General features: G+C 61.3%; 18 protein-coding genes. 6 read left to right on the top strand and 12 right to left on the bottom strand.

All coding sequences use genetic code 11. The features are described from left to right. Positions 1-60 precede the first annotated feature (60 nt). Positions 61-3,285 (top strand): c-type cytochrome, encoded by a 3,225-nt coding sequence (locus VHX65_09405; GenBank protein HEX3998752.1) that lies wholly within the window; start codon positions 61-63, stop codon positions 3,283-3,285. 361 nt (positions 3,286-3,646) lie between these two features. Here VHX65_09405 and VHX65_09400 read toward each other — a convergent pair whose 3' ends face one another. From VHX65_09400 to VHX65_09390, 3 genes are all read right to left on the bottom strand, one after another. Beyond that, the gene (locus VHX65_09400) at positions 3,647-4,795 is read right to left on the bottom strand and encodes an ABC transporter permease (GenBank protein ID HEX3998751.1); all 1,149 of its coding nucleotides are present in this window, start codon (positions 4,793-4,795) and stop codon (positions 3,647-3,649) included. 405 nt (positions 4,796-5,200) lie between these two features. Then, positions 5,201-5,926: an ABC transporter ATP-binding protein gene (locus VHX65_09395; GenBank protein ID HEX3998750.1), complete on the bottom strand. Its 726-nt coding sequence runs from the start codon at positions 5,924-5,926 to the stop codon at positions 5,201-5,203. Between the two features lie 4 nt (positions 5,927-5,930). After that, entirely contained in the window at positions 5,931-7,097 is a 1,167-nt protein-coding gene (locus VHX65_09390; GenBank protein HEX3998749.1) for an FtsX-like permease family protein, read from the bottom strand. A 428-nt stretch (positions 7,098-7,525) separates the two neighbouring features. On the opposite strand from VHX65_09390, the gene VHX65_09385 reads away from it, so the two are divergent. Then, complete coding sequence (locus tag VHX65_09385; GenBank protein ID HEX3998748.1) at positions 7,526-8,932, top strand: PQQ-binding-like beta-propeller repeat protein; 1,407 nt, start codon at positions 7,526-7,528, stop codon at positions 8,930-8,932. Positions 8,933-9,214: 282 nt separating this feature from the next. Here VHX65_09385 and VHX65_09380 read toward each other — a convergent pair whose 3' ends face one another. The 4 genes from VHX65_09380 to kdsB all read right to left on the bottom strand — a co-directional run bounded on the left by VHX65_09380 (position 9,215) and on the right by kdsB (position 13,073). After that, the gene (locus VHX65_09380; GenBank protein ID HEX3998747.1) at positions 9,215-10,000 is read right to left on the bottom strand and encodes a creatininase family protein; all 786 of its coding nucleotides are present in this window, start codon (positions 9,998-10,000) and stop codon (positions 9,215-9,217) included. A gap of 374 nt (positions 10,001-10,374) precedes the next feature. Further along, complete coding sequence (locus VHX65_09375; GenBank protein ID HEX3998746.1) at positions 10,375-10,581, bottom strand: hypothetical protein; 207 nt, start codon at positions 10,579-10,581, stop codon at positions 10,375-10,377. Positions 10,582-10,697: 116 nt separating this feature from the next. After that, the gene (locus tag VHX65_09370; GenBank protein ID HEX3998745.1) at positions 10,698-12,164 is read right to left on the bottom strand and encodes a hypothetical protein; all 1,467 of its coding nucleotides are present in this window, start codon (positions 12,162-12,164) and stop codon (positions 10,698-10,700) included. 135 nt (positions 12,165-12,299) lie between these two features. Beyond that, on the bottom strand, positions 12,300-13,073 hold the full coding sequence (gene kdsB / locus VHX65_09365) for a 3-deoxy-manno-octulosonate cytidylyltransferase (protein HEX3998744.1): 774 nt from the start codon (positions 13,071-13,073) through the stop codon (positions 12,300-12,302). Between the two features lie 364 nt (positions 13,074-13,437). Between kdsB and glmS the strand changes: the two genes are divergently transcribed. Then, entirely contained in the window at positions 13,438-15,435 is a 1,998-nt protein-coding gene (glmS, locus tag VHX65_09360; protein ID HEX3998743.1) for a glutamine--fructose-6-phosphate transaminase (isomerizing), read from the top strand. A gap of 5 nt (positions 15,436-15,440) precedes the next feature. Here the strand turns inward: glmS and VHX65_09355 are convergent, their stop codons facing one another. Continuing rightward, the gene (locus VHX65_09355; GenBank protein HEX3998742.1) at positions 15,441-16,637 is read right to left on the bottom strand and encodes a Gfo/Idh/MocA family oxidoreductase; all 1,197 of its coding nucleotides are present in this window, start codon (positions 16,635-16,637) and stop codon (positions 15,441-15,443) included. Positions 16,638-16,894: 257 nt separating this feature from the next. On the opposite strand from VHX65_09355, the gene VHX65_09350 reads away from it, so the two are divergent. From VHX65_09350 to VHX65_09340, 3 genes are all read left to right on the top strand, one after another. Next, entirely contained in the window at positions 16,895-19,021 is a 2,127-nt protein-coding gene (locus VHX65_09350) for a glycosyltransferase family 39 protein (protein ID HEX3998741.1), read from the top strand. Positions 19,022-19,142: 121 nt separating this feature from the next. Further along, complete coding sequence (locus VHX65_09345; protein ID HEX3998740.1) at positions 19,143-21,065, top strand: glycosyltransferase family 39 protein; 1,923 nt, start codon at positions 19,143-19,145, stop codon at positions 21,063-21,065. After that, positions 21,053-22,105, top strand: coding sequence for a lysylphosphatidylglycerol synthase transmembrane domain-containing protein (locus VHX65_09340; GenBank protein HEX3998739.1), 1,053 nt, complete (start codon positions 21,053-21,055; stop codon positions 22,103-22,105). The genes VHX65_09345 and VHX65_09340 overlap by 13 nt, the downstream gene beginning before the upstream one ends. A 45-nt stretch (positions 22,106-22,150) precedes the next feature. Here VHX65_09340 and VHX65_09335 read toward each other — a convergent pair whose 3' ends face one another. The 4 genes from VHX65_09335 to mqnE all read right to left on the bottom strand — a co-directional run bounded on the left by VHX65_09335 (position 22,151) and on the right by mqnE (position 25,821). Next, positions 22,151-23,404 carry a tagaturonate epimerase family protein gene (locus tag VHX65_09335; GenBank protein HEX3998738.1) on the bottom strand — a complete coding sequence of 418 codons (1,254 nt, stop codon included), beginning with the start codon at positions 23,402-23,404 and terminating at the stop codon, positions 22,151-22,153. A gap of 134 nt (positions 23,405-23,538) precedes the next feature. Then, the gene (locus VHX65_09330; GenBank protein ID HEX3998737.1) at positions 23,539-24,381 is read right to left on the bottom strand and encodes an amidohydrolase family protein; all 843 of its coding nucleotides are present in this window, start codon (positions 24,379-24,381) and stop codon (positions 23,539-23,541) included. A gap of 10 nt (positions 24,382-24,391) precedes the next feature. Further along, the gene (locus VHX65_09325) at positions 24,392-24,658 is read right to left on the bottom strand and encodes a lipoyl domain-containing protein (GenBank protein ID HEX3998736.1); all 267 of its coding nucleotides are present in this window, start codon (positions 24,656-24,658) and stop codon (positions 24,392-24,394) included. A 38-nt stretch (positions 24,659-24,696) separates the two neighbouring features. Continuing rightward, a complete protein-coding gene (gene mqnE, locus VHX65_09320) occupies positions 24,697-25,821 on the bottom strand; it encodes an aminofutalosine synthase MqnE (protein ID HEX3998735.1) in 1,125 nt (374 codons plus the stop codon). Between the last annotated feature and the right edge of the window lie 35 nt (positions 25,822-25,856).

Below are 25,856 nucleotides of genomic sequence, written 5' to 3'. Positions count from 1 at the left end.
TGGGCGCTCGCCGCCGCTGGTGATCCCACCGTTTCATTGCCCCGCCATATCGGTATTCCCATGCCAAATCGCGTTGCTGCCGTTCGCACTCTGTCTGTCCTGCTGCTGCTTGCATTGTCGATGGCGATGTCGTCCGTCCGCCAGGCGCAAGCCGATCCGAATGTTGTCGATGCGCCGCCGCTTTCGCCGCAAGAGCAGCTCAAGAAATTTCATTTGCCGCCGGGGTTCGAAATCCAATTGGTCGCCGCCGAGCCGGAATGCCGCAAGCCGATTAATTTGAATTTCGATTCGCGCGGCCGGCTCTATTTCACGCAGTCGATCGAATATCCCTTTCCGGCCAAGCCAGGCGCCAAAGGCCGCGACACGGTCAAAATCATCGATGGTTTCGACGAACATGGCCATGCCGCGAAGATCGGCACGTTTGTCGACGGGCTGAATATCCCCATCGGCGTCACGCCGATTCCGGACGGCGTCGTGGTCTACAGCATTCCCGATATCTGGCGCTGCACCGATCCGGGGCACACCGGCCAAGTCACCGATCGAAAAGTCATCTACGGCGACTTTCAATACCACGACACGCACGGCATGAACAGCTCGTTCACGCGCTGGCTCGACGGCTGGATCTACGCCAACCACGGCTACACCAACGACGACACTGTCGCCGGCCGCGACGGCTGGAAGATCCACATGCAGTCGGGCAACACCTACCGCATGCGCGCCGACGGCTCGCATCTCGAATATTGGTCGCACGGCCGGGTGAATCCGTTCGGCATCTGCTTCGATCCGCTGGGCAACATGTTCGTTTCCGATTGCGAAACGCTGCCGATTTATCTGCACCTTCGCGAGGCCTATTATCCCAGCTTCGGCAAGCCCGACGACGGCCTGGGCTTCGGCCCGCCGATGATGGACCACATGCACGGCTCGTCGGCGATCGCGGGCATCGTCTACTATGCGGCCGAGCAGTTTCCGGCCGAATATCGCGGCACGATGTTCATCGGCAATCCGGTGACGCATCGCATCAACCATGATCGGCTCACGCCGCGCGGCTCATTCTTTTGGGCCGACGGCACCGACGACTTTTTGAGTTGCGACGATCAATGGTTCCGGCCCGTCGATTTGAAGCTCGGGCCGGATGGAGCGATATATGTCGCCGATTTCTACAATCGCATCATCGGGCATTACGAAGTGCCGTTGACGCATCCGGGCCGCGACCACGATCGGGGCCGCATCTGGCGGATCGTTTATGTCGGCACCAAAGATCATCCGGCCGCGAAGCCGGCGATGCCAAATCTGGCCACGATGTCGGCCGCGGAATTGATCGACCGGCTGGCCGACGCGAATATCACGATCCGCACACTGGCCACCAACGAATTGGTCGATCGGATCGGCAAGGCGGCGGTCGTGCCGCTGGTTGAACTGTTGTCGAGCGACAAATCAACGCCGACGCAGCGAGCGCATGGCTTGTGGGTGCTCCAGCGGCTCGGCGCGCTCGACGACAAATTGGTGCTCAAACTGGCGATCGATCCCGATCGGATGGTGCGCGTGCATTTGGTGCGCGCGATGGCCGAGCGGCCGAATTGGGGACTGGCTCATTTGGCGATGCCCGCTGAGCAAAATGTGCCCGTCCCCCTCTCTGCGGGTCACGCTCCCGCTGGCTCCAAAGAATCGCTCGACGTGATGAAGCTCGTGCGCGGCCGGCTCGACGATTCAGATGCATTCGTGCGCCGCGTGGCGGCGGAAGCGCTCGAGCAGCATCCGGCGATCGAGAATATCAAGCTGTTGGCCGACCTGTGGGGCCGCACGCCGGCCGAAGACACGCATTTGATTCAAACTTGCCGCATTGCGCTGCGCGATCAATTGGCGGCCCCGAGCATGTATGTGCGATTGAAGCAGACTTCAATTCCCGGCAGCGACACGGTGCTGCGGGGCCGCATGGCCGACGTGAGCCTCGGCGTGCCCTCGGCCGACGCCGCGCGGTTCCTGCTGGAATATATCGAGATCACGCAAAAGGAGCCCAACGGGTCGATCGACGCCGTGAAGCATTCGACGCACTATATCGGCGACTGGAATCCGTCGGCCGATCGCAGCCCGCTGGCGAACTACGTTCACCATGTGGCTCGCTATCTGCCGCCCGACGAATTGCCGAAGCTATTTGCCGCAATGCGAACCTGGCATCAGAATGCGACGCCGCTCGACCGGCAGCGCGATCTGTTGCGGGCCGTTCGGCAGGGTATGCAAGAGCAGGGTCAATCGAAATTGCCGGGTGATTTTCAAACCTGGGCCGACGACATTACCGGAAAGCTGCTTGCCTCGAACGAGGAGGGCCAACTGAACCAAGGGATCGATCTGGCGCGTGAATGGCATGTCGTGGGGCAGTTCGACCGGCTGGCGGCAATCGTTTCAGGATCGGCCGCGGTGGAATGGCCCAAATTGCGGGCTCCGGCGAGCGATGCGTGCGTGGCGCTCGATGCAATTCGTTCCGTCGCGCTATTGAGCGGCGTCGTCGGCCGCGGGAACGAGCCGCTCGCGGTGCGGCAAAAGGCGGCGCAGGCGCTTGCGGCCATCAACACACCCGCGGCACACGACGAACTCTTGCACCGCTTGCCGGCAGCGCCCGAGCGGTTGGCCGTCGATATCGCCGCCAGTCTGGCCGGCAGCCGCACCGGCGGCACGCTGCTGTTGGCGACGATTCACGATGGCAAAGCATCGGCCCGATTGCTCCGCGAGCCCACGGTGATCAGCCGGCTCAATGCGCAAGGGATTCCCGATCTGGCCGAGCAAGTGAAAACGCTCACGGCCAAATTGCCCAGGGGAGACGATCGGCTCGATCGGTTGATCCAGCAGCGGCACGACGGCTATTTGAAGTTCAAGCCCGACCCCGCGCTCGGGCGGCAGGCGTTCAACAAGATATGCACGAATTGCCATCGCATCGGTGGCGAGGGACACAAGGTGGGCCCCGATCTCGACGGCATTGGCATTCGCGGCCTGGATCGATTATTGGAAGACGTGCTCGATCCAAACCGCATCGTCGATCAAGCGTTCCGTGCGACGCAAATCCAAACCGACGACGGCCGCAGTTTCACCGGCCTGGTCGTGCGCGAGGAAGGCCAAACCGTGGTGCTGGTGGACAACCAAGGCAAGGAAACGCAAATCGCCAAGAGCAACGTTGCCGAACGCCGCATCCTCCCCCTCTCGCCGATGCCGGCGAACGTTGCCGACATCCTCAGCGAAACGGACTTCTATAACCTGATGGGCTATCTACTATCGCAGCACCCGAAGCCATGACCGGCGGCTGTTTGGTGGTGTGCGGCAGGAGCCCGACGCGGTAGCAAAGGAGTTTTCGGATTCGTCCCTGCTTGCACTGCGGGCTCCACGCTGGCCGCCCGCGAGCGTCGTGTGCCACAGGCAAGCGCAGTCTGCCAGTGCGGCCCCGCGAGTTCGTGTGAACATTGATGAGCGGGTGTCGAGAACGATAGGAGGGTCGCGTGTTGCTGAGACCGAAACTCTCACCCGCGCTCGCATTGGCAGGCTGCGCTTGCCAGTGCCACACTGCCTGAGCGACAGCAGCGCGACCGCTAGCAAGAGAGAGTCCCGGTAATTCCTTGCTTGCGCTGCGGGCTCCAGGGTGGCCCGTCGGACACGGCGATCATTTCCGCCGCATCGCTTCGACAGGACGTAGGTTCGCGCCCCACCAGGCGGGATAGATGGCTCCGCCGACGCCGATGGCGACGGCCAATAAAAAGCCTTGCACGATCACCGTCGGTGCGACCGTGCCTTGAATGAAGCCGGCGGTCTGGCGGAAATGGCTGAGCACATGGGTAAGGCCAACGGCGGCGAGCGCGCCGACGGTGCCCCCGGCCAGGCTCAAAAGCAGCGATTCGACCAGGATCATGCGAATCACTTGAATCTTCTTCCATCCGATGGCTCGCAAGGTGCCGATCTCGCGAATCCGCTCGTAGACCGACATCACCATCGTGTTCAACATGCCGATCCCGCCAATCAATAGCGCGATGGCCGAGGTGACCCAGGCCACTGCCCGGCTCAGCTTGATCGGTCCGACGCTGTCGATGAATTGATCGGTCGGGATGGCGGCAATGGTGGGATCGAGCGCGTCGATCTGGCGCTGCAATTGATCGAGGATGCCGGCTTTCTGTTCCGGGCTGGCGTCTTTGGGGATCGCGGCCCGAACGATGAAGCCGGTCACCTGATGCGGCCGGTTCATGAATTGCTGCATATCGGACAAAAGGGCGACGATCGAGCCGCTTTCGTAGTGCTCGTCGCTTTTGAAAACTCCGACAACCTCGGCCTTTTCGCCATAGAGCGGGATCGTGTCGCCGACCTTGACGCTCAAATTCTCGGCCAAGACGCTGCCGAGCAGCACCTTATGATGGTCGCCCGCATGGAGCAACCGGCCGCCGGGCAGGATGTGCAGTTCCTTGAACAGCGGAGAATCGGGGGCCCAGCCATTGATAATTACGCTGGGAATGTTTTGCTCCGGAAACGACACGACGTCCATCAGCCCACCCATCACGGCCGAGACGCCGGGCAGCTTTCTGATGTCTTCCCCCAAGGAATTTGGCAGACCGTTGTTCAGTTCGGTCTTGCTGCCGACCCGCTGCACGACCAGATCGATGCCGCGGCGAGCGTAGAGAGCCTTGAATTGCGTCGAAAAGCCGTCGGAAATGCCGAAGAGGCTCACGACCGCGGCCACGGCAACGCCCAGACCGACCACGGTCAGCCCGCTGCGCATCTTGCGGCGAGAGACGTTTTTCCAAACAAACGCGAAGAATCGCATGGGTGTAGCCGAAGGAATATTCGAGATCGGTTGACGTTCAGCGTGACACGGGCTCCGCCATCGCTTCCCATGATCCCTCCAGCTTGGATCCGGAACACTGGCGAAGCCAGTGGCACACGGTTGTAAAACTCGGCTGACGGCGGCGGCGAAAAGCAGCCGCGCCGTCCTCGCTAACGCTTCGGGCTAGTATCGCTAACGCGGACCTCGCCGTCCTCGCTAACGCTTCGGGCTAGTATGCATGCTCCCCTCGACGGGAAAGTAGCCCGAAGCGTTAGCGAGGGACGGCCTCAACAGCAAACTTGTTTCGAGCAGACTGACGGGTGTCCTGTCCGATTTTTGGCGTCGTATGTCGCTCTGTAGCAAACAATGCGCCGTTTGGCGATGCGCTTGCTAACGAGGTGCCCGCTAGCTATGCGCTCGCTGATGGGTAGTGATCGTGCCGGCGTTCAGTGGTTCTTCGACCACTCGGCCGTCGCGGATCCAGACGATTCGCTCGGCCCGCTCGGCCACTTCCAAGCTGTGGGTGATGACGATCAGCGTCATGCCGTGCTCGGTGTGGAGTTGGTCGAACAGGTCCAGCACGTCGGCCCCGCTGTGTGAATCGAGGTTGCCGGTGGGCTCGTCGGCCAAGAGCAACGGTGCTTCGTTGGCCAAGGCTCGGGCGATGGCGACACGTTGCCGTTCGCCGACCGACAATTGGCTCGGCAGATGCTTTGCCCGATGAGTCATGCCGACCGACGCCAACAGTTCGCCGGCCCGCCGCACCCGTTGCCCGGCCGAGAGCGCGCCTTCGAACATGGGGATTTGCACGTTTTCAATGGCGGTCAGCGTCGGCAGCAAATAGAACGATTGGAACACGAAGCCGATTTTGCGGCTGCGGAAGTTGTCGAGGTCGCGCAACGTGGAGAGCGGTTTGTCTTCGAAATAGATTTCGCCGCTGGTGGGGCGATCGAGCGTGCCCAACAGGTTCAGCAGGGTCGATTTGCCGCTGCCGCTGGGACCCATGATGGCGACATATTCGCCGCGGCGAATTTCCAACGACACATCCACGAGCGCCGTCACTTCGCCGTCGGTGTAAGTCCGCCCGACGCGTTCACAGCGCAACAGGGCCGGCTGGGATGAATCGAACATCGTGCTACTCATAGCGCAACGCCTCCGTGGGTGCCAGCCTCGCCCCGCGGATGGCCGGATAGGCTCCGCCAACCAATCCCAGGACAAGTGAGAGCAAAAAACCCGTTACGATCACGCGAAACGACACATCGGGCCGCACTAGCCCTTCCGCGGCCGGCAATCGGCTCACGACCGCCGTCAGAAAAAGCGCCAACCCCGTGCCTACCACGGCCCCGCCGAGGCTCAAGGCAAACGATTCGCCCAAGATCATCCGCATCACGCGGGCTTTTCGCCAGCCGATCGCCCGCAAGATGCCAATTTCCTGCGTGCGCTCCAAAACCGACATGATCATCGTGTTGAGCATGCCGATCGCTCCGATCACCAGGGCGATCGACGAAGTCATCCAGGCCATCGCGCCGGCCAGCTTGATGCCGTTGTCGTTGTCGACATACTGCTCGGTGGTCATCGCCGATAGGTGATAGGGCTTGCCGTCGAGCCCGGTCAGATTCTGAATGTCGGTTCTTACGCGGTCGACCGCCGCTTCGTTGCCCGCCAACCCCGGCTTGAGCATGATCTCGAATTCGGAAACCTGCCCGGCCCGGTCCATCAGCTTTTGCAATTCGTCCAAATGGGCCACTGCGCCACGATTTTCCAGGATCGAGGCGCCTTGGTAGATGCCGGCGACCTTGAACTTCTGACCTTCGATTTCCACGGTGTCGCCCGGCTTCTTGTTCAGATTTCGGGCAAGGATCGTGCCCAGCAACACGCAGTTGCGATCGCTGGGAGTGAGGCCGCGTCCTTGCCCATGACCAGCATCAATCCGCTGCGAAAGCTCTTGCAGTGTCGGGCTTTCGGGCGGCAGTCCCTCCAAGCGGATTCCAAGCGGATCGTCGTTCAGCTTCACCGTGTCGTCTAGCTCGGGCGTCACTTGGCTGACTCCCGGCACGGCGGCCAGTTGGGGGCCGATCGATTCATCGAGCCGCGTGGTGTCGAAATCACCGGAGCCAGCCCGTTTCACGATCAGATCGACGCCGCGGCCGGTGAGCATTTCGCGAGACGACTGCTCGAACCCGCTGGCGACTCCCAGGAGCGCAACGACGGCGGAAATCGCCACCGCCACACCGATGCCGGTGAGCGTGGAGCGCACTTTCCGCCGAAGCACGTTCTTGCCAATGAATTGTATGAACCGCATTGACGACCTTGGGTGCAAACTCAAAACCGAAAGCGAATGCCGGCAGTCGCCGGGTGGGCCGCACAAATACGGCGCCCCTTGGCTTCCCCAAAACGAATTCCAACCTAGCACTAACTTAGCCTGCCAGACGGGCTTGTGTCTAGAGGACGCCTGCTGGCGGCGACAGCATGGCCGGCCCGGAGGCCGGCAATGACGACTAACGAAACAACCAATGACGAAGCGAATGACGCATGACGAAGCGCGAATAACCGAGAGCGCTCGCCATACCGTCTTACCAAGTGTGCATCCGTGTGATCCGTGGTTTTCGTCATTCGCGTTTTTCGTTTCTTTCGTGGTTATCTGCCCTGGTTTTCGCTGGCGGGTTTGAACTTTCGGTGGTGGACGCTTATGATCCAAAGCTGTTCTTCAAAGGCATTTTACGGCCGTTTATGCATCGCCCGGCGTCGCACCTGATTCTTTGTCTTGCTCTATTTGCCGCGATTCTGGTCGCGCCGCCGTCGGCGGCGGCTGACGGCAATGGGGCGGTGTCCGGCAATAAACTGGCTTCGAATGGTAACTGGCCGCAGTTTCGCGGGCCCGACGGCCAGGGTCACTCGGATGCAACCGGCCTTCCGGTGCGGTGGAGCGAAACGCAAGGAGTCGTTTGGAAGACACCCATCCATGGCCGGGGCTGGTCGAGCCCCGTGGTTTGGGGCGGCCAAATCTGGTTGACCACGGCCACCGAAGACGGCAAGCAATTGTTCGCCGTTTGCGTCGATGCGGCGAGCGGCCATATCCTGCACGACCGGAAACTCTTCGAGGTCGCCCAACCGCAGGCCATCCACACCTTCAACAGCTACGCCTCGCCGACGCCCGTGATCGAGGCCGGCCGGGTTTACGTCAGCTTCGGCAGCGCCGGCACGGCATGCCTCGACACGGCCGATGGCCATGTCGTCTGGCAGCGCCGCAATCTGCCGTGCAACCATTTCCGCGGGCCGGGATCGTCGCCGGTTCTGTTCCAGAATCTGCTGTTCTTGCATTTCGACGGATACGACTACCAATACATTGTCGCTTTGGATAAGCAGACCGGAAAAACCATTTGGCGCCGCGATCGCGATATCGACTACGGCACCGCCGACGGCGATATGAAAAAAGCGTTCTCGACCCCACTGGTGATCGATGTCGAGGGGCAGCTTCAACTCATCAGCCCTTGCTCGAAAGCGACGCTGGCTTATGATCCTCGCACCGGCAAAGAGCTGTGGCGAGTTCATTATTCGAGCTTTTCTTCGACGGCCCGGCCGATTTTCGGCGATGGGCTCCTGTTTTTGAACACCGGCTTCGGCAAGGCAGACCTACTGGCTGTCCGTCCGCCAAAAATTGTCGAAGCCGCCGAAGCGACCGTGAACAACTCCGCTGCCGGGAAGGATGCTGCCGGGAAGGTCGCTGCCGGGAAGGATGCCGCCGGAAAAGACACGCTCGGCAAAGACATCACGGCGACGAATGTCGTCTGGAAATTGAGCAAGTCGGTCGGCTCAAAGCCCTCGGCGTTGTTGGTCGGCGATCTGATTTATCTGGTCCACGACTCGGGCGTTGCGTCGTGTGTCGAGGCACAGTCGGGAATGGTTTTGTGGTCGAAACGGCTGGGAAGCAGTTTTTCCGCCTCGCCGGTCGCCGCCGACGGCCGGATCTATTATTTCGGGGAGAATGGCACGACGACCGTGCTGCGAGTCGGCCGCGACTATGAAGAATTGGCCGTCAATCACCTGGACGACGGCTTCATGAGTTCGCCCGCCCTTACCGGCCACGCGCTGATCGTGCGAACGAAGACAAATCTCTACCGGATCGAGCAGAAATAGTTTTGCACCGCCCGCGGGTCAAAATCCCGCTTCAGGTCTGCTCGAAGAATAGCTTCGGCATTGAGGCGCTCCGTCTGTAATACTTCGGGCCAGGCCTTGTCTCAAAACGCTGGCCCGAAGCGATGACAGAGCCGGCGCCGCCTAAGGCTCGGCCGAAAATAGCTTCTCCACAGACTCCTCTCCCCCTCGCGGAAGAGGGCAGGGCGAGGGATTCGAAAAGCGGAAGCTATTTTTCGTCCGAGCCTACGGCCCGCTTGCCGGCGCCGAGTGCGCCGGCGACTGTCACTCGAACGGAAACCGTTCGTCGAGCGGCGCTGCCGAGAGCTCGACCAAAAAACTCGCTAAGCGGTCGACCAGCAGTTCCATCAACTGCCGCCCCTTTTCGGCCGTGGCCGCGTGCGGATTGCCGGAACCGCTATTCGTGGTGAGCAAATGCCAGGGGCGCGTGATCGACACCCAGCCGCGGTTGACGGCTTCGAACCGCGCGCGCCGAACGGCGCCGTCGTCGGCAGCTAGTTTGCCGTCCGGCATGTGGGCCACAAGGTCCGGAAAATAAGCCAGCCCCAGCGATGTTTCCACTTCGCCCGCGTGATCGTCGGGCCGCTCGAAGATTTCGCGCTGCATGTCGGCAATGGCCTGATACCAGTTGCATAAGAACACGGCGGTCGAAGTGCGGCCATACAATTCGCGGAGCACCGGCTTCAAATCGTTTCCCCCGTGGCTATTGAGCAGCATCAGTTTCCGAACCCCATGGTGCGCCAACGAATCGACCAAATCGGTCACCACGGCCGCGACCGTCGAGGGATTCAGATTCATGGCCATCGGAAAGGCCATCTGATTCGTTTCGGTGCCATAGGGAATCGTCGGCAACAGAGCCACCCGAGCCCCGCGCTCATGGGCGGCCTGGCAAATATGCTCGCCGATCGCGTCGGCCTCGAAAATATCGGTGCCATACGGCAGGTGCAGATTGTGCGGCTCGGTGGCCCCCAACGGCAGCACCGCCACCTCATAAGGATGGTCTTTCACGTAGCCATAGTTGATTTCCGCGAGCTTCCAAGGACGAGGCATGTTCCGTCACCTTCTTTCTTCGGCCTGCTTGTTGTCATCGCGGGAAGGGAGAGACATGTGGGAACACAGCGCGGCGGAGCCGCAACCAAAGTAGCAGGCACACTCCGTGTGCCGTCTGCGCTGTTCGGCGGCGCTGTTCGGCGGCGCAACGCGCCGCGGCGCGCTGACGGCACACGGAGTGTGCCTACTACGATAAAGCCGCTTTCGTTCCGCACTGCAAAGAATTCAAACGTTCGTGATACCAAGAGCCTCTTGTCGGCCGTCAATAGATCGCAATGCCCATCCCCCGCGAGAGTCAAGACAGTCGTAAACACCGATCCCCGCTTGCGAAGCGATCTCGAACGCCCGTGAAAGAAGCGAAAGCGACGGATACTTCACTGGTCGCGGCCGGAACGAATAAGGCCGACGGCAATATCGAGGGTTCCGACGCGTTTACGTAGCTCTTCTCTGGCTACATCCAACTGGCTGCAGGCGCGCCGCATCGCATCGCGATCGCGGACTTTCTTGCCGGCCCGCTCGGCCGCTTCGTGAAGCTCGGCCATGATGAAATTATCGATGCTCACAAAAGGATTATCCGCCATTTTCGGAGGAAATCAATCTGATTCGGGGGTCGTGGTCCGTGGTCCGGACTTCGGATTGGTCGCACTGTTCGCTTGCTCGGCCCGAGTCGCGAACCACGAGTCCCGAGCCACGAACCCTAGTTCGGCGATTGCTTCATGAAGTCGAAATACTGTTCGTCGAGTTTGTCGTATTTTGTGCCAGTCAGGCGCGAGAGCGTGTCGGGGTCGGATTTGCCGGCATACACGGCGAGCAAATATTCGACGAGCGGCTGGCGGTAGCGGCCGGCGCCGTCGTGCATCAGAAACATCGCCAGACCGGACGATTCGCTATAGATCTTCGGCAGCCGCGGGTCGTGCTGAAACGCGTCGCGGCCGATCGAGCACAGTTCAGCGAGCGGCACATAAAAATGGTCTGCCAGCAATCGCTGCCGTGCCGCCGGCACGCGCCCCTCCTCGAAACCGCCGGCCGTGTAATAGTCGCCATGGTCGACCAGCGATTCCATGTAGCAGGCCACCGCTTCGATGATCCAAAAGTTGTTGTGCCGGCCAAGGTCGCGCGACGCGGGGCGAATTTCTTGAAACAACTGGTGCGTCGCTTCGTGAAACAGCGTTTGCTCGTTCTGCCCGTCGCCGGCGAAGAAATAGGCCGTGTGCGAGTCGAACATGTAGATTCCAAGCGTCATGCCGATCCTCGGCTGCATCGGCCGCAACGTGGCATTATATTGATCGCGATCGGCGAAATAGACGACATGCAATTGGTGCGTCGCCGGGCGAACCGGGGCCGTGGCTTCGAAGCGCTTGCGCAACTCCGCCTCGGGAAGATAATACGTGACGAATATCTGCCGCCAGATTTCGTTCAGCCGTTCCAATTGTCCGGCGAGCGCGACGCCCGCCTCGAGGCTGCTATTCGTGGTGACGACATAATGCTCGGTCTCGATCCGCCAGCCGGTTTTAATGTCGGCATGCTTTCGGGCGTCGGTGGCGGCGTCGATCCAACCGCCCAAATATCTCCGTTCGCCGCGTTCGTAACGCGGCAAGTCGCCGGCCGGAACCCAGCCGAACTTTTCGTGAAACGCGTAGCCCGTGACCATGCGATGCATCGCATACGGCGACATCCAATGGCCATGGTATTTTTCATATCCGAGGATGATTCGCGCTTGGGGATGATCGGGGTTTTCGCGCGCCGTTTCGCGCACGAGTTCATATGCCAGCGCCGGCTCGTGAGCCGCCAACGCTTTTTTGGCGAGAGCAAACAGTGCATCGGCCTCGGTCTGCCGCAGCTTGACGAACTGCTGCCACCATCGCGCTACGTTTGAATCGCTTGCTGCCGGAGCATCGGCCGCGGTGTTGGTTATCGCCGCCGGTGGCGCGAAAGTATCAGGAATCAGAAAGAAATAGAGTTTGTTCGCTTCGCGATGCGGCAGCCACTCGCGAACCATTTTCGCTTGCGATGGAAGCTTGTGCGCATCGCACCAGGCGGCCAGCGTTGCAAGTTGTCCTGAGTCCTTCGCTTCAATCGCCGTCTGCTCGGCAACCAAATGGCTGGCCGAGGATTCAATCGCTGCGCCACTAGCCGCCCGATCCGCGACGGATGCGATCGCCATCGCGACAAAAAGTGCGAACTTTACTGGGGCGGCGAAGCCCGGCGAAATGCGATCGATCTGTGGTATACGTTGCTGCATCGCGGCCATTACCGACTCGAAGCCCAGTCGCCAGTATAGCAGGTAATTGTTTCGCCATTACTTCTTCCGCGTTCGTGCGACGAATGCCTTGTAGTCGGCTGGGGTGTCGATGCCGCTTGAGGATTCGCTTACCACGCCGACGAGGATCGGCAGGCCGGCGGCCAGCACGCGGAGTTGCTCCAGGCTTTCGAGCTTTTCCAGCGGCGAGCGCGGCAGACGCGTCAGCTTGGCCAGGAAATCGCGGCGGTAGGCGTAGAGCCCCAAATGGAGATAGAAATTCGGCGGCTCGGCCGAGAGCAAGCTGTCGTCCCATTCGCGGGCAAACGGGATCTGGCTGCGGCTGAAATACAGGGCGTTGCCCGAGATCCGCCCCGCCGCATCGCGATGAATCGGGAACACCACCTTCACGCACGCCGGATCGCTCAATTGCTCTCGCTGGCGGATCGGCGTGGCCACGGTCGCCATCGACACCTCCGGGTGCTCTTCCAAGAGCTCGATCACGCGGTCGATCGATTGGCCCGACATCTCCGGCTCGTCGCCCTGCACGTTGACAAAAATATCGATGCCGGAAAGCCGCGAGGCGACTTCGGCGATACGATCGGTGCCACTGGCACAATCGACACTGGTCATCATCGCCTCGCCCCCGAAGGAGCGCACCTCGGCGGCGATTTCCTCGTGATCGGTGGCAATGCAAATGCCCCGCGGCTTGCGGGCTTGCCGGGCGGCTTCATACGTGTGCTGAATCAGCGATTTGCCGGTTTCGCGCAATAGCATTTTTCGCGGCAGCCGCGTCGACTGCAATCGAGCGGGGATAACGATATAGCTGGTCAGTGGTTTCATAGTTTCACAGTGCGGAGGATCGCCAATCTTTGTGGGAGGTCACGCTTTAGCGTGCTGAAAAGCGACACGCGAAAGCGTGAACTCCAACAGAATAGCGATAGCAAGGGCTTCAGAAACTCGTCTCCGGCCGATCGCGCAAATAATGTTATAATAATGAGTTGAGTTTGCCATCCCGATTCGCCGGTGATTGTGGCGGCGCCGGCGGCGGTCCGGGTTCTGGCTCATTTTTCGGCCTGTTTGCGGTCAGCATTTCCAAAGCGCGCCGCCGCCGAAAAATGTGCCCGACCCCCTTTGGAACCATCAAACGGCGCCGCCATCCGGCGGCTGTTACAGCGCGAACATCGGAGCCAATGCCATGTGCGGAATTGTCGGTTATGTCGGGCATCGTCCGGCCGTTGAGTTTTTGTTGCAAGGACTCCGCCGGCTCGAATATCGCGGCTACGATAGCTCGGGCATTGCTACCATCGCGCCCGACGGCCAATTCGATCTGGTGAAAACGGCCGGCCGAATCGACGCCCTTGAAGAAAAACTCGCCGACGCTCCCGCGCCCGGTACGATCGGCATCGGCCACACACGCTGGGCCACGCACGGCGCTCCGACCGACGAGAACGCCCATCCGCATATCGGCGGCCAGCAGACGGTCGCCATCGTGCACAACGGCGTGATCGAAAACTTTCGGCCGTTGCGCGAACGGCTCGAAAGCGAAGGCTACATCTTCCGCTCCGCGACCGATAGCGAAGTGATCGCCCATCTGATCGCAAGCTGCCTGGAGCGCGAACTGGCCTCGGCCGACGGACGGAGCGAAAGAATGGGGACTGGCTCCGACCATCTGACGGCAAGCCCCATGGATCGGGCCGACCCCGAGGTGCCTGTCCCCATTCTTTCGCGCGCCCACGGCACTCCTGTCCACGATACAAAAACCGGCTCGGACGACCGTTACGACCATTTGATCCGCGCCATTGCCGCCGCGCTGGCCCAGCTGCACGGCACCTACGGCCTCGCGATCTTGTTTCGCGAATACCCGGACATATTGTTTGCCGCGCGGCTTGGCAGCCCGTTGGTGGTGGGTGTTGGCGATGGCGAGCACTTTTTGGCGAGCGACGGTTCGCCGCTGGCGGGCAACACGCAGAGGATCGTGTATTTGGCCGATCACGAGTTGGCGATTCTGACGGCCGATTCGCTCCGCGTCGTGCATCGCGATCAAGGGCATGTGAGCCATCGCGTTCGCACGCTCGAGATCGCCAGCGACGATGTCGGCTTGAACGGCTACCCGCACTACATGCTCAAGGAAATCTTCGAGCAGCCCGAGTCGCTGCAGAATGCCATGCGGGGCCGTCTTTGCCGCGAAGAGGCGACCGCGGTGTTCGGCGGCTTGAATCTATCGCCGCAGCAATTGCGATCGATCGGCCGGATTCTGCTCACGGCGTGCGGCACGAGTTGGCATGCGGCGCTGGTCGGCGAATATCTGATCGAGGAATTCGCGCGAATTCCGGTCGAAGTGGAATACGCCAGCGAACTGCGCTACCGCAATCCACCGATGGACCGCGACACGCTGCTGTTCGCGATCACGCAAAGCGGCGAAACGGCCGACACGCTGGCGGCGCTGCGCGAAATCAAGCGCAAGGGGCATCCGACGCTGGCGATCTGCAACGTCGTGGGCAGCTCGATCGCCCAGGAATCCGATGGCGGCATTTATCTGCACGCCGGTCCGGAAATTGGCGTCGCCTCGACCAAGGCGTTCACATCCCAATGCGTCGTGCTCGCGATGCTCGGGCTGTATTTCGGCCGGCTTCGCCATTTGAGCTTCGGCGCCGGGCTGCGAATCATCGACGCCTTGCAGCAATTGCCCGATCAGGTGCGCCAGGCGCTTAGGACGAACGACGAAGTTCGCCGCATCGCCGCCAAGTATGCCCATTGCAGCAATTTCCTCTACCTTGGGCGGCAGCACACGTTTCCGACCGCCTTGGAAGGGGCGCTGAAGCTAAAAGAAATCAGCTACATCCATGCCGAAGGCTATCCGGCCGCGGAGATGAAGCACGGCCCGATCGCGCTGGTGGACGAACATACGCCGAGCGTGTTTCTCATGCCGCACGGCTTTGTGTACGACAAGGTGATGTCGAACCTCGAGGAGATAAAGGCTCGCGGCGGACCGGTGATCGCGGTGATCGGCGAACAAGACAACCGCGTCGCCGAATTGGCCGACGACGTGATTTTGATTCCCGAGGCCGAGGATTTCTTGCAACCGATCATCACCGCGATTCCGCTGCAATTGCTCGCCTACCATATTGCCGTGATCCGCGGCTGCGATGTCGACAAGCCGCGCAATCTGGCGAAGAGCGTTACGGTCGAATAGCCCATCTATCGCCGCGCCCGTTTGTGCCGTAGCGGCAGCCATGCGCCGTTTTCGCGGCTGCTGGCGACGGCTTGCTGGATGAAATACATGCCTTCCACACCGTCGTTCACGTTCGGATAAACCGTATCGACGGTGGCGAATTTCTCGCTGGCGGCGCGGGCGATCATCGCTTCGTAGGCGGCGCGATAGACGTTGGCGAACGCTTCGAAAAACGCCTCCGGATGCCCGCTCGGCAGCCGGCATGCGCCGCGGCCAAGATCGTTCATGAACGGTGCGTTCGGATCGCGGGTGTACAAGGAGTGCGGCTGGCCATTGCGGCGGACCAGCATCTTGTTCGGCTCTTCCTGATGCCATTCGAGCGAACCCTTAGTGCCGTCGATTTCGATCCAAAGATCGTTTTCGCGGCCATGCGTGATCTGCGATGCCGTGACAGTGCCCAACGCGCCGTTCTCGAAGCGCACGATGGCCGTGCCATAGTCATCGAGCTTTCGGCCCGCTTCGAAAGTCTTCAAATGGCAACTGATCTGCTCCGGCAGCAGGCCGGTCGTGTAACGGGCCAGATTGTAGGCATGCGTGGCGATGTCGCCGAAACAGCCGGCAGCGCCGCTGCGGGCCGGATCGGTGCGCCATGCGGCCTGCTTTTGATCGCCCGTTTCCAGCCGAGTGCGGAGCCAACCCTGGATGTAGAAAGCTCGAATGGCGTTGATCTCGCCGAGCTCGCCGCCGAGGATCATCTGCCGCGCTTGGCGCACCAGCGGGTAGCCGGTGTAGTTGTGCGAGACGGCGAACACCACGCCCGATCGATCTACGGCGTCGGCCAATTCCTCGGCCTGAGCGAGATCGAACGTCATCGGTTTGTCGCAAATCACATTGAAGCCGGCCGCCACTGCCGCCTTGGCGATTTCGAAGTGCGTGTGGTTGGGCGTGGCGATCGAGAGGAAATCGATCCGGCGCTCGGGCGAGAGCGATTTTTCGCCTGCCAGCAGTGCTTGATAGGAGCCGTAAGCCCGATCCAGCGGGATGTCGTAGTCCGAAGCCGAGGCTTTGGCCCGGTCCGGATCGCTCGATAGCGCGCCGGCCACGAGCGCGGCCCGATTGTCGAGTACGGCCGCCGCGGCATGAACGCGGCCGATGAAGGAACCTTGGCCTCCGCCGACCAAGGCCATACGCAACTTCCGATTGAGGCTTCCATTGGTGGGCATGGTGCAAGCACTCCTGAGAACTGGGGGCGGCAAGAAACGCTAGCAGGATGGCATGAAATTGTGCCAAAGCATTGAATCGGCGAACAGGGGGGCGGCGACGCGCGAAACCGCAAGCGGGCTTCCTGCATCGTTCGAGATTCCGGCTCGCTTGCGGTTTCGCGCGTTCGCACCGGTTGCTGACGCCTTGACCCTGGACCGCGGATTTCCTACAGTTCCGGCCCCGTATCGACCCACCCTTGGCATGGAAGCCAGTTGCAATGCGAACACTCATTCGCCACCAGTTTGCGATTCTTTTCACTTCAGCGGCTGTTTTCTTCATCGGCCTCGGAGCACCGAAGCTGTGGGACGAAGACGAGCCGGAGTACGCACGTTGCACACAGGAAATGATGCATCGCGGCGATCTGATCGTGCCGACGTTCAACGAGCATTTGTGGACCGACAAGCCCGTGCTCTTGTATTGGCTGATGATGGGCTCGTTTCACCTGTTTGGGCAAACGGAATTCGCCGCCCGGTTTCCCTCAGCCTTATTGGCGGTGGGCACGGCGCTCATGACCTACCATTTGGGGCGGCGGCTGTTCCGGCCGCAAGTCGGCCTGTGGGCCGGATTGATTGTGGCAACGACGGCGACGTTTGCCGTGGTTGGTCGAGCCGCCTCGCCCGATTCGCCGCTGATTTTTTGCACCACCCTGTCGGTCTTGATGTATGTCGTCGGCGTGCGACGCGAGCTATGGGGCGGCGGTGAAGTTGCCAGCGCCGCGGGCGCCAGCGTCGCGGGCGCGCGGGTCGAGGGTATCAGCCTCGAGGGTGCCATGCCCACGGCTCTGCGCGGGCATGACGCGGCCGGTTCTTCCTCGCTGACGCTTCGGGCTAGTATGGCCGGTTCTTCCTCGCTGACGCTTCGGGCTAATATGGCCGGTTCGCCGAGTGGGCTCGCGCGATTTCGTGCGGTCATGCCGCGATCATGGGGGTGGTTTGTCGCCATGTACGCACCGCTTGGCGTGGCGGTGCTGGCCAAAGGGCCGGTCGGCGTTCTCTTGCCGGTCGCCGCTTTGGGAATTTGGGTGCTAACTGTTGGCGGGGCGAACACTGCGCCGCGGGTTGTTGAAGCAGTGGCTGAGCCGGCCAAACAACTTCCGGGCCGCAAACAGCCGCCCCTACCGACCGTCTCCGTCGCTAGCCGGATCGGCCGCGCCTTGCACGCTGCCGTTCGACGAATCACAGCCGCGATTATCGACTTTCCCGCTGCAACCTGGGCCATGCGGCCGGTGACGCTGGCCATCGTCGTATCGGCAATCGCGCTGCCGTGGTACATCGCGGTAGGCATCATGACGCACGGAGATTGGATCGACAGCTTCCTGTTTCACCACAATCTCCATCGCTTCTTGCACCCGATGGAGCAACATGCCGGCTCGTTGCTGTATTACCCGGTGGCCCTGATGGTTGGTTTTTTTCCGTGGGTCCTGACGCTCGTGTTTGGTTTGATCACGGTCGTCGGTCGGCTGCGCCGCGGCGATGCGAAATCGCGGGCATGCGTGTTTGCGCTATGCTGGATCGCGGTTTGGTTCACCGTGTTTACGTTGTCGGCCAGCAAGCTCTCGCACTATATCGCACCGACCTATCCGCTGCTGGCGGTCATCGCGGGGCTGTGGATCGCGGATTGGATTTCGGCGCCGCAACTCGTATTCGGACGCAATTGGTTTAAGTGGGGTTGGCCTGCTCTGGCGGCGCTGGGAATTGGATTTCTTGTCGCGCTGCCGCTGGTGGTTGCGCGGTTTGCGCCGGGGGCGCCAAGTTCGAATTGGCTCGGGCTGATCCTCATCGCCGGCGCGGTTGCGGGCTGGATATTCCAGCGGCGCGGGCAGCCGGCGTTCGCCGCCACTTCATTGGTCGTGATGGCCGTGGCATTGTTTACCGGGATATTTGCCATTGCCGCGGTGCCGATCAGCAAGCTGCAAACGAGCGTGCAGTTCGTTGAAGCCGTGAACCGCTACGGCGACCGATCGACGCCGATCGCGACCTATCGCATCCGCCTGCCCGATTTCGTGTATTACGCCGGCCGGAACGAACCGATCATGGGCGTTCGGCTAGCCAACGCTAGTGCGCCCGGCGCTTCGATCGAAGTGGCGCGAGCGGTCGCGCCGAGCGGACCGATCGATCCCTATCAGCCAGACGACACACGGCTATGGCTCGACGATTTGGAAGGGACCTTGCTGATCACGGATCTCGATGGCCTGGCAGAGCTCCGGCCGATCTTGCCTCCCGACACCGTGGTGCTTGAGCATATCCGACGATTCTTGAAACCGGGCGAATTGTTGCTTGTCGGGCGCCGGCCGGCGACGCAGTCAAACGAGACGGCAAGCCGCGCGAGCGACGAGCGGAAATAGGCTTGGGCCGGCCTCGGTTGAACAAAAATGGCAACGCGCGAAACCGCAAGCGTGCCCCATAGCGTTCTCACGAACCAGCGGTGGCCTGTCCCCTCACCCTCACCCTCACCCTCACCCCTTCATGTTCCGCCACCAAGCTTTGGTCGCGATCATCGCCGCGGTGGTGTTTTTCGGCGGTCTCGGCAGGCCGCGGCTTTGGGACGACGACGAATCGAAAAACGCCCGCTGCGCACAGGAAATGTTCGACCGCGGCGATTGGGTGGTGCCGACGTTCAATTTTCGCCTGAGGCCGGATAAGCCGGCGTTGTTCTATTGGCTGGCGATGATCTCGTATGAACTGCTGGGCACGACCGAACTGGCGGCACGGCTTCCCTCGGCGCTGTTGGCATTGGGCACCTGCCTGATGACCTATCACTTGGGCCGGCGGCTGTTTCGGCCGGAGGTCGGACTATGGGCCGGCTTGGCGATGGCAACGAATTGGATGTTCGCGGTCGCGGGCCGTCTGGCCACTCCCGACTCGACATTGATTTTCTGCACCACCGCAGCGCTATTGGCGTATGTCATGGGTGTCGGCAAGAAAACGCGCGGCATGGTGGCTGCCGCTGCTGGCTTGCCCAGCAGTGCAGCGTTTTCAACCGTGGTGCCACGCGGGTGGTGGTCGTTCGTCGCGGTTTATGCCGCGATGGGATTGGCAGTGCTCGCCAAGGGGCCGGTCGGAGTCGTGTTGCCGGTGGCTGCCATCGGCGGGTTCGTGTGGCTTGAAGGTTCTCGATTACGGCTGCAATCGCGCGAACAGGCAGGCGCTCGGATGGGCGCCGCATCGCGGCCGCCGGTTCGGCCCGAATTCGGCAATCTCGGCAATCAACTGCCGTACTTCGCCAAGCTGATATTTCGGCATCTGCGGCGGCTCGCGGCCGACTTTCCAGCCGCCGCGCTGGCGATGCGGCCATTCACGCTCGTGCTGACGGTGCTGGCCGTCGCGCTGCCGTGGTATGCATGCGTGGCAATTCGCACGCACGGCCAGTGGTGGCATGAATTCTTTTGGAACCACAATGTGCAGCGGTTCCTGGAACCTCGCGAAGGACATCACGGCTGGCTGCTGTTTCCGCCATTGACGCTGCTGGCATGTTTTTTTCCATGGTCGCTTCTCTTGCCCGCGGCGTTGGCGGCCGCCATGAGGCGCATGCGGCATGATGGCCCCGCGGCCACGGCGTGCCGGCTTATGCTCGTTTGGTCGGCGACGTGGATCCTGTTCTTTTCGATTTGTGGAACGAAGCAGACGAACTACATTCTTCCGGCCTATCCGGCGCTCGCGGTTTTGGTCGGGTGGTGGATCGCCGACTGGATCGCCGATTTTCAGACGGCCCGCGTGCGGCGGCTGTCGGCCGTCTGGATCACCCTCGGTCTAGCGGGAGCGGTGCTGTCGGCCTCGATTTTGACCGTCAGGCATTGGCTTCCGCAGGCGATGAATCCAGAGGCCGTGAAATTTGGTTGGATCGGATTGATTCCGATCGCAGGGGCAATTGCAGCGTGGATTTTCGAGCGGCGGCGATCGCCGTGCATGGCGATGGCGAGCATGGCCGCGAGCTCGGCGTTGCTATTGGCGTTGTTGCTCGGCGGATTGGCGGCGCCGTTGAGCCAGGAACAGAATGGCGTGCGGCTCGCCGAATTCCTGCAAAAAATACCGGAGCAACCGTCGCGGCTCGGGCAGTTTCGCCTGGCGTTTGTCGGCCTGGTGTATTACGCCGATCGAAAGGTCGAGGAACTTGCCACGGCCAATGACGCCGCGGCACTCTTTGCGAACGAGCAGAATTCCTTGGTCGCCACCGATCCCGAAGGCTTCGAGCAACTCAAGGCTCTGGCGCCGGCAGACCTTGAAATCGTTGCCCGCGAGCCGCGGTTCGGCCGCCGCGGCGACATGGTGCTCGTGGGCCGATCGGCAAAACTTGTTGCTCCTTCCATGGGCGACCGGGTGGCTTCACGAGTGGCGGAGCGAAATTCCATGTCATCTCAGCAGAATGGAGCGCAACCGTGTCATCGTTGAATGACGATTCGGCTCTCGTCGAAAAAAACATCCGCTCCAGTGGACGCGGACGATGGATCTTTTGGCTGCGTGTCGCGGCCGGCGCGGCAGTGGTCGGCTATCTGATGCAGCACACGCAATGGAAGCCGGTCGAAGCAGCGATCCAAGGATTGGCCTGGCAGCATTGGGCCGCGGCGCTCGGCATTTTCTTGTGCGCTCAGGTGGCCAGCGCGTGGCGATGGGCCGAATTGTCTCGGCCGCTCGGTTTCCATTATTCGCGGCTGCGATTCATCCAGTTGTACTTCGAGGGGATGTTTTTCAATTTATGTCTGCCCTCGTCGATCGGCGGCGATGTGTTGAAGGCTTATTGGCTCGCGCCGAATACGGCTGGCCGGATGCTCGGCGCATGCACCGTGCTAGCTGATCGGGCGGCAGGGCTGATCGGCTTGGGCGTGATCGGGGCCACCGCGCTGGCGGCTCGAACGTTCTCATGGTCGCTTGTGCCGGCAGCGCTCGTGGGAGTCGCGCTCTTGGCCGCGGCGCTTTTGGCCGTTTCGCTCGGGCTACGTTTGTGGAAATGGCTGGCCGGTTTGCTCCCCGCGAACGGCCGCTTGGCGGGGCTAGCGGCGAAATTGATGCCATATCACGATCGGCCGGAAGTGATGCGGCGGTCGATCGGCTGGGGTCTGGCGGTGCAGGGATTGAACGTGTTGATGGTGGCCGAGATCGGGCATGCCATCGGGCTGGCCATTCCGCTGGCGGTGTATTGCGTTGCCGTGCCGGCCGTTTCGCTGCTGACCATGCTGCCGTTGAGCATCAGCGGCGTGGGCCTGCGCGAGGGGGGCTTGGCCTGGATGTTGGCTTCATATGGGGTGAGCGAAGAGTTGGGCGTCACACTCGGCCTGCTTTGGTTTCTAGTGGCCATCGCCGGCGGAATGATCGGCGGCTGCATCTATTTGCTGAACTTCCAGCGGCCGTATGAGACCACCCCAACTGACGTGCGGCAGTCGCCCGGCACGGAGGAGAAGAACCCGGCGGAAGACCACCGGCGGGCGGCCTGAAATTGGCAGGCGGTCTGCAGTTCGAGCTTAAGCTTCGCTCGGCCCTCAATCCTTCGCGAGCAGAAGCGGCTGCAAGTGACGCTCGAAGAGATTTTCGGTAACGTTTTCGGCGATGATCGCTTCGTGGATTTCGAGCGCACGATAATAGCGATCGCCCATCTGAGCGGCGACCTTGTAGCCGACGTGCAAAAGTTGCCGCAAATGCGGATTGTAGCGCGGCGAACGCGGATCGTGTCTTAGCGCGCCGACGAACTGCTCGCCGCTCCAGTCTGCCACTTCTTCGATCGCCGGTAGCTTGCGGCGATCGATGTCGATCACCGCGGCGTAGGGTTCGCAGAGAGCATCGATGTGATCGAGCGCCTGGCGGTAGATTTCCTTGACCGTCGAGAAAGCCGAGCCACCAGCGACCGCGAGGCCGATCAGTTCTTCGAGCCACGTGGTGCCGGCCGTCTTGAGATGCAGGCCCGCGCCGGTGCGGCGGAGCGTTCGGCGAATGGGGCCGTAAATCGAGAACTTATCGCTCCCGGAATGCACGCTGAGCTTGAGATCGGCCGGCAGGCCAAACTCGCGGACGGCAAAGGCGATCACGGCAATATCGTCGGCAAATTCGCGCTCGAAGCGGGCCACGTCGCCGACATAGTCGACCCCTTTGTTGAATCGCCCGGTGAATTTGGGAGCGATCGTTTGCAGCGGAACTTTTTCCGCAGCGAGCGCCGCAAGAATAAAAAGCAGCGTCACGGGCGTTTGCGGCTCGTCGGTTTCATCCATCGACACTTCGGCGACGAAATTTCCGACGCCCTTCGCCGCCGCGATGTGCCGGTAGATCCGGCCGGCCTCTTGCGCGGCAGCCAGATACTTGCGACCGATCGCGGCAAGATCGCGCGGCGAGGCCAGCAGCGGTTGCTCGATTCCAGGAACCGCCACCCGGCCATGGAAGCGCGCTTGCGCCGCGACGAACCGCTCGATCTCGGCATCGGCGGCCGGCTGGCCGATCGAATCGGCGACATCGATCGTGAAGAAATCGGACCACGCCAAAAAGTCGTCGACGGTTTTCAGACCGATGTGATCGGCGTCGACGAAATAGGGGCCATCCCAGCCGAGCGCCCGGACCGCCAAGTCGGCTTCCCTGCGGAGGCTCTCCGGACCACTGCCGACGATGCGATGCTCGCGGTGCGACTTGTTCCACACCGGCGCGACTTCGACGCCCAAGTCGCGAGCCTTCCTCACGGCCGCCAATTGCGCCTTCCCCTGATGCATGAACCGATCGCCCATGCCAAAGCTGAATTTCTGTAGGTTCATAGAAGTTGGAGCTTTTGAAATCTGATTAAGGGTTCGTCAATCGCACGTGGTCCGTTGAAAAAGGGGACAGGCACCGAGACGCAACGTCCAGATTGCCGCAGACCCGCTCTTGGGCTCGGAGCCAGGCCCCCTTTTCAACTCGCTGCCAGTCTGTACGCCGCGATCGCCGTTTCGCCCTTGATCTGCTGTTGCTCGGCCGAGGATAAGGCCGCGATGAAATCGCTCGCAACTTCGTGCCATTGCCGATAGCCGCATGCCAGCAGGCAAACGGGCCAATCCGAGCCAAACATCGTTCGCCGCGGGCCGAACGCTTCGAGCACCACCTCGCAATAGGGCCGCAGTTGCTCGGGCGTCCAGCGCTGCCAATCGGCCTCCGTGGCCATGCCGGAGAGTTTACAATAAACATTCGGCCGCCGAGCCAATTCGCGAATATTTTCGCGCCACGGCGAAAGAATTGCCTCACCGATCCGCGGCTTGGCAATGTGGTCGACGACGAACGGTTGCGACGGATGCCGATCCACCAGCCGAATCGCTTGCGGCAATTGCCGCTCCAAGATCAAAAGGTCGTATGCCAAGCCGAACCGCGCCAAGGCGCGGATGCCATTGTCGAACTCGGGGCGGAGCATGAATTCGGGATCGGGTTCATCTTGCAGCACATGCCGCACGGCTTTCAGCTTCTTGCGCTCCGCCAGCGGGCCAAGCTCGTCGGCCACGCGCGGCGAAACCAGCGGCGCCCAACCAACCACGCCGCGTATGAATTCGTTTTGCTCGGCCAGATCCAAAAGCCAGCGTGTGTCTTCGAGCGTTTGCCGCGCCTGCACGCTCACCACGCCATCCATCCCCAAGGGGGCGATCTCGGCAGTCAAATGCTCCGGAAGAAAATCGCGCTTCAGCCGGCTCTTCGCCTCGTCGATCCACGGGTATTGAATCGGATCGTATCGCCAGAAATGATGATGGGCATCGATCTGCATCGGCATTTACTGTGGCTCACGTCTCGTCGTTATCGTCGCGCGATTCGATCACGCCAAGCACCTGCCCCGTTGCGAGGCGATCGTCTTCGCCGACGAAAATCTCGCGCAATTTTCCGCTCGCGGGCGCCGGCAAGTCGACCGTCGCGCTCGCGGCAATGATCTCGAGCAGCCGGTCCCCTTCGATGACATCCCGCCCCGTTTCCACCAACCACTGCCCGACCAGAATCGGATTTTCGCCGACGCCCAACTCCGGCAACACGAGTTCCACTGTACGTCGAGGCATAGGAAAGAACGAAGTGGGTGAATTTCAATCCGGCGAGACTATTTGCTCCCCACGAGGATCGGCTCCGCGGCGGCCCAGCGGCTCCCTTCGCGCTCGACCCGATGATACAGCGTGTCGCGCTCGATCGGTTCGCGGCCGGCTTCGACAATCAGCCGGCGAATGTCCTCGACCGACAAAATCTCCGGCGTCTTGGCCCCTGCGTCGTGATAGATCAGTTCATGCCGCACCGTGCCGTCGAGATCGTCGGCCCCATAGGCCAGCGACGTCTGCGCGGTGCCGATGCCCAGCATGATCCAATACGCCTTCAAATGATCGAAATTGTCGAGCATCAGCCGGCTTACGGCCATCGTTCGCAGGTCGGCCAAGACCGACGGCTTCTTGATATGGCTGAGCTTCGTGTTCTCCGGATGAAAGGCAAGCGGGATGAACGTCTGAAAACCACCGGTTTCATCTTGCAATTCGCGCAGCCGAATCAGATGGTCGATACGATGGAAGGCGTTTTCAATATGGCCGTAGAGCATCGTGGCGTTCGAGCGCAGGCCGAGCGAATGGGCCGTGCGATGAATTTCCAACCAACGGCCGGCGTCGGATTTGTGTTCGCAAATTACGTCGCGCACCTCGGGATGAAAGATTTCCGCCCCGCCGCCGGGCAAGCTTCCCATGCCGGCGTCGCGCAGCTCGCAGAGCACCTCGCGAATCGATCGACCGGTGAGGTGCGTGAACCAATGAATCTCCACCGCCGTCCAGGCCTTGAGATGCAATTGCGGATAGGCGTCGTGGAGCGTGCGAATCAGGTTTAGATACCAATCGAATTTCTTCTGGTGATGCAGCCCGCCGACGATATGCATTTCCGTGCAACCGGCGTCGACCGCTTCTTGTCCGCGAGCAAGAATCTGTTCGTCGCTCATCAGGTATCCCTTCGGATCCCGTAAGTCAGAGCGAAACGCGCAGAAAATGCAGCGATAGACGCAAACATTCGTTGCGTTCAGATGCGTGTTGATGTTGTAGTAGGCGCGATTGCCGTTCTTCCGCTCGCGCACGAGGTTCGCCAACTCGCCCAAGTCGTTGAGATGCACCTGGGGGCCATAAAGAAACATCCCGTCGTCGACCGATAGCCGTTGGCCGGCTTCCACTTTGGCACGAATTTCGGAGAGAGGGGACATGAAGTAGAGTGAGGGTGAGGGTGAGGGTGAGGGTG

Source organism: Pirellulales bacterium (genome assembly GCA_036267355.1).
Taxonomy (GTDB): Bacteria; Planctomycetota; Planctomycetia; order Pirellulales; family DATAWG01; genus DATAWG01.
The sequence above is the reverse complement of the archived record's forward strand: the minus strand, read 5'-3'. Positions and strand labels throughout refer to the sequence as shown.

Bases quoted from the DNA above. Each gene is read 5' to 3' on its own strand.
- VHX65_09405 (HEX3998752.1), top strand. From the start codon at position 61: ATGCCAAATCGCGTTGCTGCCGTTCGCACTCTGTCTGTCCTGCTGCTG.
- VHX65_09400 (HEX3998751.1), bottom strand. From the start codon at position 4,795: ATGCGATTCTTCGCGTTTGTTTGGAAAAACGTCTCTCGCCGCAAGATG.
- VHX65_09395 (HEX3998750.1), bottom strand. From the start codon at position 5,926: ATGTTCGATTCATCCCAGCCGGCCCTGTTGCGCTGTGAACGCGTCGGG.
- VHX65_09390 (HEX3998749.1), bottom strand. From the start codon at position 7,097: ATGCGGTTCATACAATTCATTGGCAAGAACGTGCTTCGGCGGAAAGTG.
- VHX65_09385 (HEX3998748.1), top strand. From the start codon at position 7,526: ATGCATCGCCCGGCGTCGCACCTGATTCTTTGTCTTGCTCTATTTGCC.
- VHX65_09380 (HEX3998747.1), bottom strand. From the start codon at position 10,000: ATGCCTCGTCCTTGGAAGCTCGCGGAAATCAACTATGGCTACGTGAAA.
- VHX65_09375 (HEX3998746.1), bottom strand. From the start codon at position 10,581: ATGGCGGATAATCCTTTTGTGAGCATCGATAATTTCATCATGGCCGAG.
- VHX65_09370 (HEX3998745.1), bottom strand. From the start codon at position 12,164: ATGGCGATCGCATCCGTCGCGGATCGGGCGGCTAGTGGCGCAGCGATT.
- glmS (HEX3998743.1), top strand. From the start codon at position 13,438: ATGTGCGGAATTGTCGGTTATGTCGGGCATCGTCCGGCCGTTGAGTTT.
- VHX65_09355 (HEX3998742.1), bottom strand. From the start codon at position 16,637: ATGCCCACCAATGGAAGCCTCAATCGGAAGTTGCGTATGGCCTTGGTC.
- VHX65_09350 (HEX3998741.1), top strand. From the start codon at position 16,895: ATGCGAACACTCATTCGCCACCAGTTTGCGATTCTTTTCACTTCAGCG.
- VHX65_09345 (HEX3998740.1), top strand. From the start codon at position 19,143: ATGTTCCGCCACCAAGCTTTGGTCGCGATCATCGCCGCGGTGGTGTTT.
- VHX65_09335 (HEX3998738.1), bottom strand. From the start codon at position 23,404: ATGAACCTACAGAAATTCAGCTTTGGCATGGGCGATCGGTTCATGCAT.
- VHX65_09330 (HEX3998737.1), bottom strand. From the start codon at position 24,381: ATGCCGATGCAGATCGATGCCCATCATCATTTCTGGCGATACGATCCG.
- VHX65_09325 (HEX3998736.1), bottom strand. From the start codon at position 24,658: ATGCCTCGACGTACAGTGGAACTCGTGTTGCCGGAGTTGGGCGTCGGC.
- mqnE (HEX3998735.1), bottom strand. From the start codon at position 25,821: ATGTCCCCTCTCTCCGAAATTCGTGCCAAAGTGGAAGCCGGCCAACGG.